Raw genomic sequence first — 16330 nt, 5'->3', positions numbered from 1 at the left:
GAATGTCAAACGGAGCCGGTTGCGGCTGAACTGTCATATCACTCGCTCCTCCGGGGCACCCCGCCCGGGTTGAGGTTGAAGGTGAAATGGCAGGTCTCCTGACTCGCGGGTCGAAGCTTGCCTGATCCTTCCCGGGAAACTCCCAGTGGCGCTTTCAGGTTCGCTCGCCGCTCACAGTTGCGGGGGCAGTCACGGATTTGGTGCCTTCTGGCTACGCCGCACCGTGTTCCCTTTTAATCCCGATCCAGACACTGGATTCGAGAACCATGACACATGCCTGAAGGACTTCGGGAAAAGTGTCAATGAGCTTCGTGCAAGGTTTTGCAACAAGCGGTCATGAACACTCAGCCCCCTTGCCTTCGCGGATCAAAAATCCTACCTCCTGCACCATGAAACAGGATGCCCTTCCCCCGCGCGCCGAAGCGCGCCCGCTCACCCACAAGACCCACGGCATATCCCGCCAGGACGACTATGACTGGCTCCGCGCCGGAAACTGGCAGGAGGTCATGCGCGACCCTTCCGTGCTGGATGCGGATATCCGCGCCTATCTGGAGGCCGAAAATGCCTATCAGGACGCCCGGATGGCGCCCACAGGCAAGCTGCAGGAACAGCTGTTCGACGAGATGCGCGGGCGCATCAAGGAAGACGACAGTTCGGTCCCCTCCCCCGACGGCCCCTATGCTTACGGCATAAAATACGAAACCGGCGGCCAGCAGCCGATCTTCTTCCGCACGCCGCGCGACGGCGGTGAGGAGACAGTGCTCCTGCATGGCGACCGGGAGGCCGAAGGCAAGCCCTATTTCAAGCTCGGCGGGGCCGGCCAGTCACCGGATCACAGGCTGCTCGCCTGGGCCTATGACGACAAGGGCTCGGAATTCTATTCCCTGCAGATCCGCGACATCGCCACCGGCAGGGACCTGGACTATCGCATCGAGGACACCGGTGGCGGCGGCGTCTTTTCGGCGGACGGAAAGTTCGTCTTCTATATCCGCCTCGACGCCAATCACCGGCCCTCGAAACTCTTCCGCCATGAAATCGGCACCGATCCGGCAAAGGACGTGCTGGTTTACGAGGAACAGGACGCGGGCTTCTTCATGAGCGTCGGCAAGACCCAGTCGGGCGCCACCATCGTGATCGAGATCCACGACCACGAAACCTCCGAAGTCTGGATGATCCCAGCCGACCGGCCGACGTCCGATCCGGTGCTGATCGCACCGCGCGAAACCGGCATCGAATATTCCATCGATGACAACGGAAACACGCTCTACATCCTCACGAACGCGGGCGATGCGGAAGATTTCAAGATCGTGACCGCCCCCAGGGACAATCCGGGCCGCGACAACTGGACGGATCTGGTCGACCACAAGCCGGGCTGCCTGATCCTGTCCCATTGCGTCTACAAGACGTTCATGACCCGTCTGGAGCGCGAAGACGGCCTGCCGCGCATCGTCATCCGCCGACTGGCGGACAATATCGAGCATTCCATCGATTTTGACGAGGAGGCCTATTCCCTGGGCCTCGGCGGCGGCTACGAGTTCGACACGGCGACCATCCGCTTTTCCTATTCGTCCATGACGACCCCTTCACAGACCTTCGACTACAATGTCGAGACCCGCGAGCGGGTGCTGCGGAAGGAGCAGGAAGTTCCCTCAGGCCACAATGCGGCGGACTATGTCACCCGCCGCCTGATGGCTCCGGCCGCCGATGGCGAAACCGTGCCCATCTCCGTGCTTTACCGCAAGGACACCAAACTGGACGGGTCGGCGCCGCTTCTGCTCTACGGTTACGGCTCCTACGGCATCACCATTCCGGCAAGTTTCAACACCAACTGCCTGTCGCTGGTGGACCGGGGCTTCGTCTATGCCATTGCCCATATCCGGGGCGGCAAGGACAAGGGGTTCCGCTGGTACAAGGACGGCCGCCGGGAGAACAAGAAGAACACCTTCACGGATTTCATCGCCGCGGCCGATCATCTGGTGGCGGAGAAGTTCACCTCCCATGACAGGATCGTCGCCCAGGGCGGTTCCGCCGGCGGCATGCTGATGGGCGCGGTCGCCAATCTCGCGCCGGCGAAATTCGGCGGCATCATCGCCGAGGTGCCCTTTGTGGACGTGCTCAACACCATGCTCGACGAGACCCTGCCGCTGACCCCGCCGGAATGGCCGGAATGGGGCAATCCGGTGTCCGACAGGAGCGCCTACGACTATATCGCCTCCTATTCGCCCTACGACAATGTCACGGCGCAGGACTACCCGGCGATCCTGGCCATCGGCGGCCTCACCGATCCGCGCGTCACCTACTGGGAACCCGCCAAATGGGTGGCCAGGCTGCGCGCGCTCAAGACCGGTGACAGCCTGCTGATGCTCAAGACCAACATGGAAGCCGGCCACGGCGGCGCTTCCGGCCGCTTCGACCGGCTGAAGGAAGTTGCGCTCAATCAGGCTTTCGCCCTGATGGTGACGGGCAAGGCATAGGCCTCGCGCCGGACCCGCCCGCGGGTCCGGCCTGTCGGGGACCAGGAAATCCCCGGCGCCTCCCCGTCAGAACCGGGCATGACAGGGCCTGCGACCGGCATTCTGCGGATCGTGACTTGATTTTGTCCGGGTCTTCGGATCAAGTCTAGGGCATTGCAAATCGGTCTTTCGCCATTTCCCATGCCATTTCGGCTTCACCAATGAGTTCACACCCCAAGACGCGCAGATCACTGGAGTTCGCCATGCACCGCATATCCCGCAGTTCCCTGCAAGCGGCCCGTGGCCTGAAGACCGGCCTGCACCTGTCCGCTGTTGTGACCATCGCCATGGGCCTTGCCGCCTGCCAGCAATATCAGACCCCCTCGGATCTGCTGTTCGCTCCCGGTTTCAGCACGACACGGCAGAGCATCCCCTACACCTACAACACGCCTTATGACTGCCGGACCTTCAGCGGTTCCGGCTGGAAAGCGATCGCCAGCGGCCTGGTGCACAACTTCGGGGACCAGTACAGGATCTCGCAAGCCGGGTGCTTCAAGACCCAGTCGGAATGCCAGGCCTATCTGAGCGTCATGCACAGCTATATCGACGTGCCGCGCTACATGCGCTGCTCGCCCTATACGGCCTGAGACGCAGGCAAATGCACTGCAGCAGGAGGATCCCGCCTGCCGCCCGGGGCCCCGTCGGCTGCTATAACGTCCTGCGGAAGAAAAGCGTTTCTTCGACCGGCGTGTCGTAATAGGCCGGGATCTCCTCGAAACCGGCCGCCTTGTAGAGCTTGATGGCGCCGGTCATGGAGGGCAGCGTATCGAGAAGCATCTCGTTGTATCCGGCCTGTGCCGCGGTTTCCAGAACCCGTTCGATCAGCGCCCTGCCGACACCACGCCCGCGCCCGGCGGGCAGCACGTAGAGCCGCTTCATTTCACAACACCCCTGCCGCGCGAAGGGACGCAGCCCGACACAGCCAAGGCTGCTGCCGTCGCGATCCTTCGCCAGATAGAGAGCGCCGGACGGAGGGGCATATTTGCCGGGCATCCCGGCCAGTTCCTCCTCGAAGCCCTGATAGGAAAGATCGATCGCCAGCCAGTCCACATAGGCCCGGAACAGGGATTTGACCACATCGAGGTCCTCGGCCGTTTTCACGGCAGAAATTGCAAGGTTTTTATGGGCCGTCATCGGACTTCGTTTCTGGAGGAGGACCGGTCAGTCTGAAGCGGTCGGGACCGGCGGCAAGGCTTTCAGATAGGCGGCGATCGCCTCCCGGTCGCTCGCCGGAAGTCGCGCCATGTTCTCCTGAACATGAACCATTTCGCCGCCGACAGAATCATATTCGGGTGTAAAGCCGCTTTCCAGATAATAGGCGATGTCAGCCGCGCTCCAGCTGCCGAAGCCGTTTTCGACGGGAGTGATATTGGGGATCTTGCCTTCGCCGGTCGGCGCGGGCGCACCGCCCAGCCACTGCGCGAGAACGAGTCCGCCGGCCAAATCGCGCGGCGTATGACACTCGCCGCAATGCCCCGGACCTTCCACCAGATACCGGCCGCGTTCCCAAAGGGTCCTGTCGACCTCGACACCGGCCGCCGGCGCGGCAATCACGGGCGCGGGGTCCAGATAGAGCCGTTTCCAAAGCCCCAGGCCGCGGCGGATGTTGAAGGGAAAACCCAGTTCGTGCGGCGGCGCTTTGCCGTCAACCGCCGGCAGGGATTTCAGAAAGGCGAACAGATCGCCCAGGTCCGCCCCGCTCATGCGCGCATAGGACGTATAGGGAAAGGCCGGGTACAGGTTCTCGCCGTCCGGGGACGTGCCGTGGGTCATCGCATTGGCAAAGTCGACCAGCGACCAGGAGCCGATCCCGTCAGCCGTGCTCGGGGAAATATTCGGGGCAACAAACACGCCGAACGGCGTTTCCAGTCTCAGGCCGCCGCCCAGTTTGAGCAGATCGTCACCGGAAGCTCCCTTCGCGGCGTGGCAGGACGCACAGCCGCCCGCCCAGAACACCAGTTCACCTCTGGCCGCATCGCCTTCCTTCAGCGCGGCCGCCTCCGACCCGCTGATGCGGGTCGGAGCGGAAAGGCCCCAGCCAACACCCGCCCCGGCCAGGACGAGCATCACAATGGCAATTGCAGCCTTTTTCATGGGGCCTCTCCGAAGCGTCTCACATCCGGCTCACTGCCGGTCAGTTCTTCTTACGGTAAGTCTCGTGACAGGATTTGCAAGTACCGAGCACGGGGCCGAAGGCCGCCTTGAAGGCATCGATATCCGCCGGTCCGGATCTTCCGGAGGCCTGGGCAGCGCTCGCGGTGGCGGCCTGGAATTTGGCAAGCTCTGCCGCGAAACCGTCCGCATCTTCCCATATCGGAGCCGCAGCGCCCGTGTCGCCCTGGTCGGACCCGGCCGGGAAGAAGTCGCCGAAGGAAAGCGCAGCCGCATGCGCTGTCGCGATGGCTGCCTTGCCGGCGGCCGGAGAATAGGCGATTTCGCCTTTCATCATTCCACCACCGAGCCCGGCCGCAGCGCCGACGGAGGACATGATCGCCTGTCTGGTCGCGATCGGGTCGTCAGCCGCCAGAGCAGCCGCACCCGACAGGCCAAGCCCTGCAATCAGCCCCAAAACCGCGGCTTTTCGAAAAATGTGCATGGAAGTCTCCCTCTCGATACAAACAGTCAGGTGATGCGAGAAGCACCCCCTTTCACAAACGGACAGCCTTCCGCCTCCCCGCGCGTCTTCGGGAAAACGGATGGTTCGTGGGGAGTACAGCCCGAATAGGAAAAAGGGCAAAATCACGCTCCCGTGAGATGGGAGCAGATCCGCGGACGGTTCGTCAATCGACAAGACGCCTCCGGACAACAAAAAACCCCGGTCCATGCGGACCGGGGTCTGAGGGAACGGATATTAATCCGTCTTATTTTACAGCAGCTTCATACATTTCCAGGACATAGTCCCAGTTGATCATGCTGTCGATGAAGGCTTCCAGATACTTCGGACGCGCATTGCGGTAGTCGATGTAATAGGAGTGTTCCCACACATCGCAGCCCAGCACCGGCGCCGCACCATGAACAAGCGGGTTTTCCCCGTTCGGCGTCTTCATGATTTCAAGCTTGCCGTCCTTGACGGCAAGCCAGGCCCAGCCGGACCCGAACTGGCCGACACCGGCAGCGATGAAGTCGGCACGGAACTTGTCGTAGCCACCCAGATCGCTGTCGATCGCGGAAGCGAGTGCGCCCGGCAGGGAAGTGCCGCCGCCGTCCTTCTTCATCCATTTCCAGAAATGGATGTGGTTGTAATGCTGACCGGCATTGTTGAACAGACCGGCGTTCTTGCCATAGCTGCCCTTGACGATCTCTTCCAGGGACTTGCCTTCCAGGCCACTGCCCGCGAGCAGTTCGTTGCCCTTGGTGACATACGCCTGGTGGTGCTTGTCGTGGTGAAACTCGAGAGTCTCGGCAGACATGTAGGGGGCCAGTGCATCGTATGCATACGGCAGATCAGGCAATTCGAAAGACATGACAAACTCCTCAAAAGGTCGGTGACCGGCAGCCCCGAGGGAATCCTGCATGCGGATATAATCCCCGATGACGTTCCAACACCTCAGGATCGTATAACGCTCCTGCTGTCAGGTGGTTCCACATGCAAGCAGGCCGATCCAAAGCCCGTAGGGCTGCGTCGAGCGGCAAAATAGAATTGCCGGACGTGGACGGCAAGCGCCGATCTCGAAAATAAAATAAAAAATTCTTTTTAATTTGCCTGATGGTCGGCGACAGGCCGGTCGGACAGGGGGCGGCAGACATCCGGCACCCCGCCTGGAGGCGTGTCCAGCGACGCACGTCACATTGGCTGAGAGCAATATTGTGCAAAAGTCAATAAGTGTGATTTCCAGCACGACGCAATCCGGGGTCAGGACTTATCTATTTCAACACAGCCAATAACGGCTGAAAATTGATTGGATAAAGTTATGATTTTCAAAAATACTTACACGATTGCTCTTGTTGTTTCCGGAAGCGTTTTTCTTGCTTCCACAATGACGAGCATGGCCGGCCCGGGCAACGGAAGCAACCTCGGCGAGTGCTACAACAACTGGATTTCCTGGTGCAACGAGCACACGGCGGGGTATCCGAACAATTGCTACGGGGAAAGCCTGAACAGGTGTGACAAAATCCACAAGGCAATGTCGACCCTCCCCGGCTACAAGGTGAACTCCATGAAGTCGACCGCCCTGCGCAAGGCGAAGCGGGCCAACACCACACTGGTTGCCCCGACCGTTCAGCCGGTCCGTCGCGCCAACTGATCGACGCGCCTTTCCAAGCGCAAAAAGCCCTGCAATGGACGCATTGCGGGGCTTTTGCCTTTGTGCCCCCCGTACCCGGGCGTCTCGTTTCCGCCGAACCCCGGGAGCGGCGCATTACCGGTGACATTCCCGGCCGGACATGGCAGGTTCGACGGACGTCGCCCCGGTTTTCCTGCCGTCCCCACCGGTCTTTTTCTCGAGGTCCGCATGCCGTCACAAGACCGCGCACCGCTTGCGCTTGCCTTCGGCGGGCTGTTTGCCCTGGCGGCAGCCATGGGCATCGGCCGGTTTGTCTACACGCCGATCCAGCCCTTCATGAGCGACGGCCTGAAGCTGACGGCGGAAGATGCCGGGCTGATCGCCTCGGCGAATTTTCTCGGCTATCTGCTGGGAGCTGTTGCGGCCGCGTCCCGATCCCTGCCCGGAACCGCCCGCTTCTGGTTTCTCGGCGCTCTTTTCGTCAGCGCTCTGACCAGCGCCGCCATGGCGGCGACCACCTCGCTGCCGGTCTTCCTGATCATCCGACTTGCCGGAGGCATCGCCAGTGCCTTCGTTCTCGTCTTTTCCACGACTCTGATTCTGGAGCGCCTCAATGCCGCCGGCCGCGGCGACCTGTCGGCGCTGCATTTTGCCGGGGTTGGCTGCGGCATCGCCTTTTCCGCCCTGCTGGTTGCGGGGCTGTCCGGGATTGGCGCAAACTGGCGGGTCCTGTGGCTGGCAGGCGGGGCCGCCACCCTCGTCTTTCTGCTCATCGCAGCAAGGCTGGTGCCCGGACAGCCCGCGGACTCCGGAGCAACCAGAGCCGCGGGGAATCCTCCGCCCGCGTCAAAATCCCGATATCTCAACGGCGCCGTTCTGCGGCTGATCCTGGCCTATGGCCTGTTCGGCTTCGGATATGTGATCACGGCGACCTTCGTATCGGTCATTGCCCGCGCCACGCCCGCGCTGCAGTCCAGTGAAGCCTTTGTCTGGCTCGCTGTCGGTCTGTCTGCCGTTCCCTCGATCCTTGTGTGGAACCGGATCGCATTCCACATCGGCGCGCGCAGGGCCTTTGCCCTCGCCTGCCTGCTGGAAGCCTGCGGCGTCGCCCTGACGGCAGTCGCCGACATCCCCGTCCTGTTTCTTGCGGGAGCCGCGCTCCTGGGCGCCACCTTCATGGGCATCACGGCCCTCGGCCTCATCGAGGCCCGCCGGCTGGCCGGTCCCGGAGGCGCCGCCGCGATCAGGCAGATGCTCGCCGTTCTCACCGCCAGTTTCGGAGTGGGCCAGATCGTGGGACCCTGGTTCGCCGGTCAGCTGCACGATCTGACCGGATCATTCCAGGCCCCCTCGCTCGCCGCCGCCGCTGTGCTGCTTGTCGCCGCGCTGCTGATGCTGCGCTGACCCTGACAACCGCGAGAGCGCGCGTCACCACTCAGACGTGGGAAAACTCCCAGTAGAGCTCCCGCGCCCGCGCCGCGACCGGTCCGGGCTGCAGCTCCCGGTCCTCGATGCGATTGACCGGCGTCACCTTGTTGTAGTTTCCGGTCGAAAAGATCTCGTCGGCTTCCAGGAACTCGTCATAGTCCATGGTCCGCTCGAACACGTCATAGCCCGCCGAGGACAACAGCCAGATCACCCGCTGCCGGGTGATCCCGTTGAGGAAGGTCCCGTTCGGCGCCGGCGTGTGCACCTTGCCGTCCTTGGCCATGAAGATATTCGCGGATGTCAGTTCGGCCACATTGCCGAGCATGTCGCGCACCACCGCATTGTCGAAACCGCGTTTCCGGGCCTCCAGCATCGCCCTGGCATTGTTGGGATAGAGGCAGCCCGCCTTGGCATTCACCGGCATGCATTCCATGGTCGGCCGCCGGAAGGGCGACAGCGTCACGCTGATGGCCGCATCCTTCGGGGCCATCGGTGCGTCGAAGAGGCAGAGGCAGAAGCGGGTGCTGTCCGGGTCGCCGGCAATGACCCCTGCCCCGTCGTTCTCGGACCAGTACATCGGCTTGATATAGATCTGCCGGTCGCTTGCAAACTTCGCGCATCCGTCGCGTGTCAGTTCGACCATTTCACCGGCCTGCATGGTCGGATTGATGCCCAGCGCAAGCGCGGAATCATTGACCCGCCTGCAGTGCAGATCGATGTCCGGCATCACCCCTTCGAAAAAACGGGCCCCGTCGAACACGCTGGATCCCAACCAGGAACCGTGGGTGCGCGGCCCCATGATCGGCGGATTGCCTTCATGCCATTTCCCGTCGATCCAGGTCCAGGTCTCGCTCCAACCGCTCATGTCTCTTTCCTCTTCTTGGACGCAGTTCCGCTGCTTCTTCGTGCGAAACAACACCCGCCGTCCGGTCAGGTCAATAGCTTGCCGTGAATTTCCGGAAAGAGGCCCGTTTATTCCGGACAGATCCATGACGCGAGAAGATGGACCACGGAATGATCACAAAACAGAACAGAAATTCCCCTCGAAGCTCCGCTTTCCGGCAGCGATCCGCCATTGACAGCCGGGTGAATATGTTCTCCATATGTTCGCACTTGCAAAGGAGCCGTTTTGCCATGGAACAGCGCATCTCCATGACGACACTTGCCGTCCCCGACATTTCCAAGGCCCGGCGTTTTTTTGAAGACGGTCTCGGCTGGAAGGTCAACGCGGCCCCGTCTCCCGAAGTTGTGTTCTTCCAGGTTCCCGGAGGTGTCTTCGCCCTTTACAGCCGGGCGGCGCTGGCTGCGGAACTCGGCCGGGAGGTGACATCAGACACCACCGGCGCCATCACACTGGCCTGGAACGCCCGCTCCGATTCCGAGGTGGACGAGGCCTTCAGGACCGCTGTGGCCGCAGGCGGGAAGCCGGTGAAACAGCCGGAAAAAGCCTTCTGGGGCGGCTATTCCTCCTACGTGGAAATTCCCGGCGGCCACCTTCTGGAAATAGCCCACAATCCCTTCTGGACCGTCGAGGCTGACGGCTCCGTGACGCTGCCCCCGTCGCAATAGGGTCCGCCCGTCCAGGACTTGCCGCCATCGCCTGCGACGATTGTCGCATCGACCGCGCTTGACGTGGGAGGTGTCACGCTGTTCTCTTCCGCGGTTCTTGAAATCAGGTGTTGGAGTTTCGGCCATGGCACATGCCGCATTCGTGTTTGATGCATACGGCACACTGTTTGACGTACATGCCGCAGTGCGCAAGCATGCCGCCAAATTGGGACCCGACGCACAGAGGCTTTCCGCTCTCTGGCGTGAAAAGCAGCTCGAATATTCCTGGGTCCGCGCCCTGATGGGCCAGTACAGGGATTTCTGGGAACTGACGCAGCAGGGTCTGGACACGGCCTTCGCGCTGGTGCCTTCCGCCGACAAGTCCCTGCGCGAAGACCTTCTGAGCGCCTATTGGGAACTGGACTGTTATCCGGAAGTCCCCCAGGTGCTGACGGATCTGAAGGCAAGCGGCGCCAAGGTTGCCATTCTGTCCAACGGTTCGCCCGCCATGCTGGAGGCAGCCGCCAAGGCAGCCGGTCTGACCGAGCTGTTTGACGAAATCTTCTCCGTCGACGAACTGAAGACCTTCAAGACCGATCCCCTGGTCTACGAAATGGTCACCACCCATTTCCGCATCTATCCCGAAGAGGTCTCCTTCCAGTCGTCGAACCGCTGGGACATCGCCGGCGCCTCCGCCTTCGGGTTCCGCACCGTGTGGATGAACCGGATGGGAATGCCGGACGAATATCCGGATCTTGCCCCCAAGGCCGTCCTCCCCGACCTCACCGGGCTTCCCGCTCTGGGGTAGAACCGCCGCAGTCAATATTCTCCGGCGGAAGACAGCTCCGTCTGCGCCGGAAACCGTTGCCGAGCTTATCCATTTTTTTGACAGTCAGATTCATTGTTTCCATTTTGGAATAGATGTTTTGATCTCTCGGCAAGGTTGCAGGAATTTCAAACTGTAATATCCTTCCGTGTGTCGGGAGGAAAAGAAGAGCGATGCGCTTCTGCTGAATCACTCCAAATACGCTGAAAACAACGACTTAAAAACACGGGCGACTGGTTTGATATTGTCGGGAACACAAGAGCCTTTCTGAAACGGTTCTGCGTGCGCTCATTTTCTCCTGGACCGAATTGGGAGGAAACAATGAATCAATTGACCACACGCAGGCAGGCCCTTCGCAAGATCGCCGGTGCCGGCGCGGCCGGAGCGGCGACACTCGCTGCCCCGCATGTCGCTTCGGCGCAGGGACAGCCGACCACCTGGAAAATCCAGACGTCCTGGCCGGGCGGCGCGGGCCTTCAGGTCTTCAAGGACTGGTGTGCCGGTATCGAGGAAAAGACCGGTGGCGAGCTCGCCTTTCAACCCTTCGGCGCGAATGACGTCGTTGGCGACTTCCAGCTCTATGATGCCGTAAAGAACGGCGTGCTGGATGCGGTGAACCCTTTCACCATCTACGCACAGGGCATCATTCCCGCGGCGACTTTCCTGACCAGCTATCCGCTCGCCCTGCGCAATCCGCATGAGTGGGACGTGTTCTTCTACGCCCTCGGCGGTCTCGAAATCGCCCGGGAACTCTACGCCGCGCAGAACATGATGTTCGTCGGCCCCGTGCACCACGGGCCGAACATCATCCATTCCAAGGTTCCGATCCGCTCCGTCGACGATTTCCGCGGTCGCAAGATGCGCCTGCCCGGCGGCATGGTCGCCGAAGTCTTCACGGAAATCGGTGCGGAAACCACGGTTCTTCCCGGCTCGGAAATCTTCCCCGCCCTGGAAAAGGGAACCATCGACGTTGCCGACTATGTCGGTCCGGCGGTCAACTATGCGCTCGGCTTCAGCCAGGTCACCAAATACATCTCCATGGGCCCTCCCGGCTTCATGTCGCTGTACCAGCCGGTCGATCTGATGGACATCACCGTCGGCATGGATGCCTGGAATGCCCTCAGCCCGGCGATGAAACAGTTCGTCGAGATGGAAACCCACGTCTATTCGGACATGCATCACGCCGCCATCCAGAAGGCCGACCAGGAAGCCTGGGCGAAATTCGAGGCGGACGGCACCGAGATCACCCGTCTGAGCCAGGACGACGTGGAACTGATGACCGAAGTGGCGGTGCCGATCTGGTTCAACTATGCGAACCGGGACAAGGACAGCGCCCGCCTCTTCAAGATCCAGCTCGATTACATGATGTCCGGCTCGCTCGGATATGTGACGCCCGAGCAGGTCGAGGGTCTGGAGCTCAATCTCTAGAGCGCCGGACCTGCAATCGGAGACGATTGGAGATCCGGACTTGATCGTCCTCAAAGAGGCCGGGCATCCGCGTTCCCGCGAACGCGGAACGTCCGGTTCGTTCAACACACCTTGAGACACGGACCCGTGCAGCCATCTGCACGGGCCCGCCTGAATTCAACTGGGGCCAGGACGGGAGCCGACCTGATGCCCCTGGGGAAAGGTGAGGCATGCCTCAATTGGACTTCACGCTGCCGCATTGGGCCTATTGGGTCGGACTGATCGTGTTCCCGCTCATCGCGGCGTTTCTCGCCAAACGTCCGAAGCCGGAAGAGCGGCGTTATTCGCTGGTGCTCGCCTATTTCGTCCTCGTCACGGGCGGAATACTCGGTCTGCACAGATTCTATCTCAAAAGCCTGCTGGGACTGGTCTATATTCCGGTCTTCGTCTGCATTCTCTACGCCAACGCCCAGAGCCATGACGCCCGCTCTGTCGTCTCCGACATGGCTAACCTGGTGCGCCAGTCGGAACGGACCCTCGAGCGGGAAACCGAACGCGTCCGAAGCGCGGAAACCGACCTGCCGTCAATGCAGCAGGCGCTTGCCGCCGCCGAGGAAGGCAGCATGGCCCTGCGCCGGGCCCAGCGCGATGTGCGCCGGGCACAACAGCGGATCGACCAGGGACGCGAACGCATCGCGGAAGCGGAAACGGCACTCGTGACCGCCAGGCCGGCGGTGGCGGAAGCCCGCGACACGCTTGCTTTCTGGGGCAACTTTGCGAAATACGCCTTCTGGCTGCTGCTGGCCGGCGTCCTGATCGACGCGGTGCTGCTGCCCGCTCTCGTGCGCAAGGCCAACGCCACTCTGCCGCCGGACCCCGAACTCAGCGAGGCGGAAAAGAAGCTCAAGGCCCTGGAGGAAGCCGAACGCAAGGACGATGCCAGCCATGTGTCGTCCGGCTGGACCGGCTGGATTGACCGTTTGTCCCTGTTTTGCGGCGAATTCGTCAGCTACTGGGCGGTGATCGCGGTGATCGTCTACTACTTCGAGGTGATGAGCCGTTATGTCTTCGGCAGCCCGACCAACTGGGCCCACGAGGCGATGTATCTCATGTTCGGCATGCAGTATCTGATCGCCGGATCCTACGCCATGCTGACGGAGTCGCATGTGCGCGTCGACGTGTTCTACGCGCCCCTGTCACCGCGCCGAAAGGCGGTCGTCGATCTGCTGACCTCGGTCTTCTTCTTCATCTTCGCCGGCACCCTGCTCTACACGTCCTGGATCTTCGCCTTCGACGCCATTGCCGTTCCCTCCGGCAACGCGCTGATCTCCGACTGGGCGCGTGGGCAGATCGGCGTTGCCGAGGCGCTGAACAGCCTGACCCTCTCCCAATGGACGGATCCGAATATCCGCTGGGGTGAGATCAGCTTCAACGAATGGGAAGTGCCGTTGTGGCCGATGAAATGGGTCATGGTGCTCGGAGGCCTGCTTCTGGTGCTTCAGGGCATATCGAAATTCGCGCAGGACATCCGCGCGCTAATGGGCAGGGCTTGAATCCATGGGACTTGAAATCGGAATCGAGTGGCTGACACTCATCATGTTCGGCTCGCTGCTGGTCCTGCTCATGGCCGGCCTGCCGTTGGCCTTCGTGACCGGCGGCCTTGCCTGCGTCTTCCTGTTCGTGCTGGGGGACGAACGGGCCCTCAACATCGTGCCGTCGCGCATCTTCCCGCTGATGACCAACTATCAGCTTTCGGCGATCCCCCTGTTCATCTTCATGGCGTCCATGCTCGAACGGGCGGGCATCATCAACGAGATGTTCGATGTCATCTACAAGGTGCTCGGTGGCGTCAAGGGCGGTCTGGCGGCGGCCACGATCATCGCCTCCACCATTCTGGCCGCCATGGTCGGCGTCATCGGCGCGGCGGTCGTGACCATGGGCATCATCGCCCTGCCCGCCATGCTCAAGCGCGACTACGACCCCAAGATCGCCATGGGCTCGATCATGGCCGGCGGTACACTCGGCATCCTGATCCCGCCCTCGATCCTGGCGATCATCTATGCGGTGGTGGCCGAGCAGTCCGTGGGCGAGCTCTTCATCGGTGCGGTCGTCCCCGGCCTCCTGCTCTCGGGCCTCTACATTCTCTATGTCATCGTCAGCTGCGTGATCGACCCGGAGAAAGGCCCGCCGATTCCCGTCGAGGAACGCATCCCCTTCCGGGAAAAGATGCGGCTTCTGTCCAACATGTCGGCGCCCATCGTGCTGATCATCATCGTGCTGGGCGTGATCTTCACCGGTGTGGCCACCCCGGTCGAGGCGGCGGGGATCGGCACCTTCGGCGCCATCATCGTCGCCGCCATTCACCGCAATCTCGACTGGCAGACCCTGCGCGAGGCCTCCCTGACCACCCTCAAGGCTTCGGCCATGGTGATCTGGATCATGTTCGGGGCGACGATCTTCGTCGGCCTGTATGTGCTCGAAGGCGGCCAGCAGTTCGTGCAGGGCGCCCTCGAGGCCACTGGTCTCGGGCCCTGGGGTATCCTGATCATCATGCAGGTCGTCCTGGTCGTGCTCGGCATGTTCCTGGACTGGGTCGGCATTCTCCTGCTGTGCGTGCCGATCTTCGTGCCGATCATCAAGGCACTGGGCGCGGCCTCCTTCGGTCTCGACAATCCTGACGACCTGGTGCTGTGGTTCGGGGTTCTCTATCTGGTCAACATGCAGATGAGCTTCCTGTCGCCGCCCTTCGGCTATGCGCTCTTTTATCTGCGCGGTGTGGCTCCGAAAGAGATTCCGATGACGGATATCTTCAAGTCCGCCCTGCCCTTTCTGGGCCTGCAGATCGCCGGGCTGGTCCTGTGCATGCTGTTCCCGGAACTGATCACGTGGTTGCCGAACATGGTCTACGGCTGACCGCAAACTACAGAGCAACAGACCCCGGGGCCGCGTTCCATGCAGGTGCGCGGCCCCGCCCTTTTGCGTTTGAGGAGGAGCAAAAGTCGAACCACGAAACACCCGTTCGGCACGACAAATTTACTGTAAAACGATAATTTTTCCATAAAAAACAAAAATTAAATATTGCCATGCAATATCGTCTGAAGTAGTTTGCCTCCCGCATGAACAACCCGATGGAGAAAGCGATGAGCAATCAGGCGCAGGCGGAGCGGGAGACACGACTAACGCGGATCCGCCAGCTCTCGAACATGATGAAATGGTTCGTGACGGTCCTTTTGATTCTGGTTGCGGTCATCAGTGCAGGCCTTGTCTCCGCCCTGCTGCTCCCGGCCATTCTCGACGTTTCGACCGCAATATTCGAAATTGCCCCGGTCGAGAGAAAACTGAGCGAGGTTCCTTTCGGGCAGCGTCTCGGTCTGATTGCATTGGTTTTCTCCGCTTTCTTTCTGCTCAGCCGATTGTTCTGGAACATCCGGCAGCTCTTCGTACAGTTCCACAATGGAGCCTTCTTCACCTCCTCCACCCAGACTCGCATTCTGAACGCCGGTCTCTGGCTGCTCGCCTTCGGGTTCTTCGATATTCTGAGCAAGCCGGTCGCTTCCGTTCTCTTGACCTGGGATCACGCCCTGGGAGACCGCAGCCTCGTGGTCGAGTTGACCGGCAGTGAGCTGTTTTTCCTTGTCTTTGGCTCGCTCATGCTGGTTTTCGGCTGGATCATGCGCGAGGCCGCCTCCCTGGCGGACGAAAACCGTCAATTCGTCTGACCCCGTCGAGTCAGGCGCCTGCCATCGAAAAAAGGAATGCAATGCCGATCGTCGTGGAACTGGACGTGATGCTCGCTCGGAGAAAGATGCGCTCGAGGGAACTGGCGGAACGCATCGGCATCACCGAGCAGAATGTCTCATTGCTCAAATCGGGCAAGGTCAAGGGCATCCGGTTCGAAACCCTTGAGAAGATCTGCGCCGCGCTGGCGTGCCAGCCTGGCGACATTCTTGTCTTCGAGCCGGATGACGAGACCGGAAACTGACGGGCGCCAGTCAGACGCAAGGTTCAGCAGCTATTTCTGTCAGTGACCCCGAGGATCCGGTTGAGACAGGTTAGGCCCGTTGGAATGCCCCAGACACATTTTGGTTCGGACGACCGTCCGGCACCTGCGACCAGAACCCGGCTACGTGCAGGGAAGCTGCTCAACCTGGACAAGAACCCCATCTGCGAGTGCACCTTGTACGACCTGGAGGACGGGGATATCGGCATCGTCGTGGCGGAATCGGAATTGTCCGTACCGGACCGGGTGCTCATCGTGGACGACAGGGACCTGACACTGGCATTCACCCAGATCCGCTGGCGCATGGGCCCCTATCTTTTCGGCGCCTATCTGGAACCGCCGATACCGATGGGCATGACCGCACGCTCCTGAACACTCGATAGAC

The 16330-nt window shown here is 61.3% G+C and carries 17 protein-coding genes and 1 riboswitch; of the genes, 12 read left to right on the top strand and 5 right to left on the bottom strand.

Annotation, left to right across the window (positions count from 1 at the left end):
• Window positions 1-70: 70 nt before the first annotated feature.
• Window positions 71-284, bottom strand: a riboswitch (cobalamin riboswitch).
• 105 nt (window positions 285-389) lie between these two features.
• Both DCO57_RS14035 and DCO57_RS14030 read left to right on the top strand, forming a co-directional pair.
• Entirely contained in the window at window positions 390-2474 is a 2085-nt protein-coding gene (locus DCO57_RS14035) for a S9 family peptidase (protein WP_116699536.1), read from the top strand.
• A 242-nt stretch (window positions 2475-2716) separates the two neighbouring features.
• Window positions 2717-3100, top strand: a complete 384-nt coding sequence (locus tag DCO57_RS14030; protein WP_116699535.1) for a hypothetical protein — start codon at window positions 2717-2719, stop codon at window positions 3098-3100.
• A gap of 61 nt (window positions 3101-3161) precedes the next feature.
• Here the strand turns inward: DCO57_RS14030 and DCO57_RS14025 are convergent, their stop codons facing one another.
• The 4 genes from DCO57_RS14025 to DCO57_RS14010 all read right to left on the bottom strand — a co-directional run bounded on the left by DCO57_RS14025 (window position 3162) and on the right by DCO57_RS14010 (window position 5977).
• Window positions 3162-3647 (bottom strand): GNAT family N-acetyltransferase, encoded by a 486-nt coding sequence (locus tag DCO57_RS14025; RefSeq protein ID WP_116699534.1) that lies wholly within the window; start codon window positions 3645-3647, stop codon window positions 3162-3164.
• Between the two features lie 27 nt (window positions 3648-3674).
• Window positions 3675-4607: a cytochrome c gene (locus DCO57_RS14020; RefSeq protein ID WP_116699533.1), complete on the bottom strand. Its 933-nt coding sequence runs from the start codon at window positions 4605-4607 to the stop codon at window positions 3675-3677.
• 40 nt (window positions 4608-4647) lie between these two features.
• Complete coding sequence (locus tag DCO57_RS14015) at window positions 4648-5109, bottom strand: cytochrome c (RefSeq protein ID WP_116699532.1); 462 nt, start codon at window positions 5107-5109, stop codon at window positions 4648-4650.
• A 265-nt stretch (window positions 5110-5374) separates the two neighbouring features.
• Window positions 5375-5977, bottom strand: coding sequence for a superoxide dismutase (locus DCO57_RS14010; RefSeq protein WP_116699531.1), 603 nt, complete (start codon window positions 5975-5977; stop codon window positions 5375-5377).
• Window positions 5978-6424: 447 nt separating this feature from the next.
• Between DCO57_RS14010 and DCO57_RS14005 the strand changes: the two genes are divergently transcribed.
• Both DCO57_RS14005 and DCO57_RS14000 read left to right on the top strand, forming a co-directional pair.
• Window positions 6425-6757, top strand: coding sequence for a hypothetical protein (locus DCO57_RS14005; protein ID WP_116699530.1), 333 nt, complete (start codon window positions 6425-6427; stop codon window positions 6755-6757).
• A gap of 207 nt (window positions 6758-6964) precedes the next feature.
• On the top strand, window positions 6965-8140 hold the full coding sequence (locus DCO57_RS14000) for a YbfB/YjiJ family MFS transporter (RefSeq protein WP_116699594.1): 1176 nt from the start codon (window positions 6965-6967) through the stop codon (window positions 8138-8140).
• A 31-nt stretch (window positions 8141-8171) separates the two neighbouring features.
• On the opposite strand, the gene DCO57_RS13995 is transcribed toward DCO57_RS14000, so the two are convergent.
• Window positions 8172-9029: a branched-chain amino acid aminotransferase gene (locus DCO57_RS13995; RefSeq protein ID WP_116699529.1), complete on the bottom strand. Its 858-nt coding sequence runs from the start codon at window positions 9027-9029 to the stop codon at window positions 8172-8174.
• A gap of 269 nt (window positions 9030-9298) precedes the next feature.
• Here DCO57_RS13995 and DCO57_RS13990 point away from each other — a divergent pair, with 269 nt between their 5' ends.
• From DCO57_RS13990 to DCO57_RS13955, 8 genes are all read left to right on the top strand, one after another.
• Window positions 9299-9733 (top strand): VOC family protein, encoded by a 435-nt coding sequence (locus DCO57_RS13990; RefSeq protein WP_116699528.1) that lies wholly within the window; start codon window positions 9299-9301, stop codon window positions 9731-9733.
• Between the two features lie 124 nt (window positions 9734-9857).
• Window positions 9858-10520, top strand: a complete 663-nt coding sequence (locus DCO57_RS13985; RefSeq protein ID WP_116699527.1) for a haloacid dehalogenase type II — start codon at window positions 9858-9860, stop codon at window positions 10518-10520.
• Window positions 10521-10859: 339 nt separating this feature from the next.
• Entirely contained in the window at window positions 10860-11966 is a 1107-nt protein-coding gene (gene dctP / locus DCO57_RS13980) for a TRAP transporter substrate-binding protein DctP (protein WP_116699526.1), read from the top strand.
• Between the two features lie 209 nt (window positions 11967-12175).
• Entirely contained in the window at window positions 12176-13498 is a 1323-nt protein-coding gene (locus DCO57_RS13975) for a TRAP transporter small permease subunit (RefSeq protein WP_116699525.1), read from the top strand.
• 4 nt (window positions 13499-13502) lie between these two features.
• Window positions 13503-14858 carry a TRAP transporter large permease subunit gene (locus tag DCO57_RS13970; protein WP_116699524.1) on the top strand — a complete coding sequence of 452 codons (1356 nt, stop codon included), beginning with the start codon at window positions 13503-13505 and terminating at the stop codon, window positions 14856-14858.
• Between the two features lie 227 nt (window positions 14859-15085).
• On the top strand, window positions 15086-15664 hold the full coding sequence (locus DCO57_RS13965; RefSeq protein ID WP_133192682.1) for a DUF2975 domain-containing protein: 579 nt from the start codon (window positions 15086-15088) through the stop codon (window positions 15662-15664).
• A 41-nt stretch (window positions 15665-15705) separates the two neighbouring features.
• Entirely contained in the window at window positions 15706-15927 is a 222-nt protein-coding gene (locus DCO57_RS13960; protein ID WP_116699522.1) for a helix-turn-helix transcriptional regulator, read from the top strand.
• An 84-nt stretch (window positions 15928-16011) separates the two neighbouring features.
• Entirely contained in the window at window positions 16012-16317 is a 306-nt protein-coding gene (locus tag DCO57_RS13955; protein ID WP_116699521.1) for a hypothetical protein, read from the top strand.
• Window positions 16318-16330: the final 13 nt, after the last annotated feature.

It is taken from the genome of Labrenzia sp. 011 (assembly GCF_003075075.1).
In the GTDB taxonomy this organism is placed as follows: domain Bacteria; phylum Pseudomonadota; class Alphaproteobacteria; order Rhizobiales; family Stappiaceae; genus Roseibium.
Note: the sequence above shows the minus strand (reverse complement) of the source record. Positions and strands in the feature narration are given on the sequence as shown.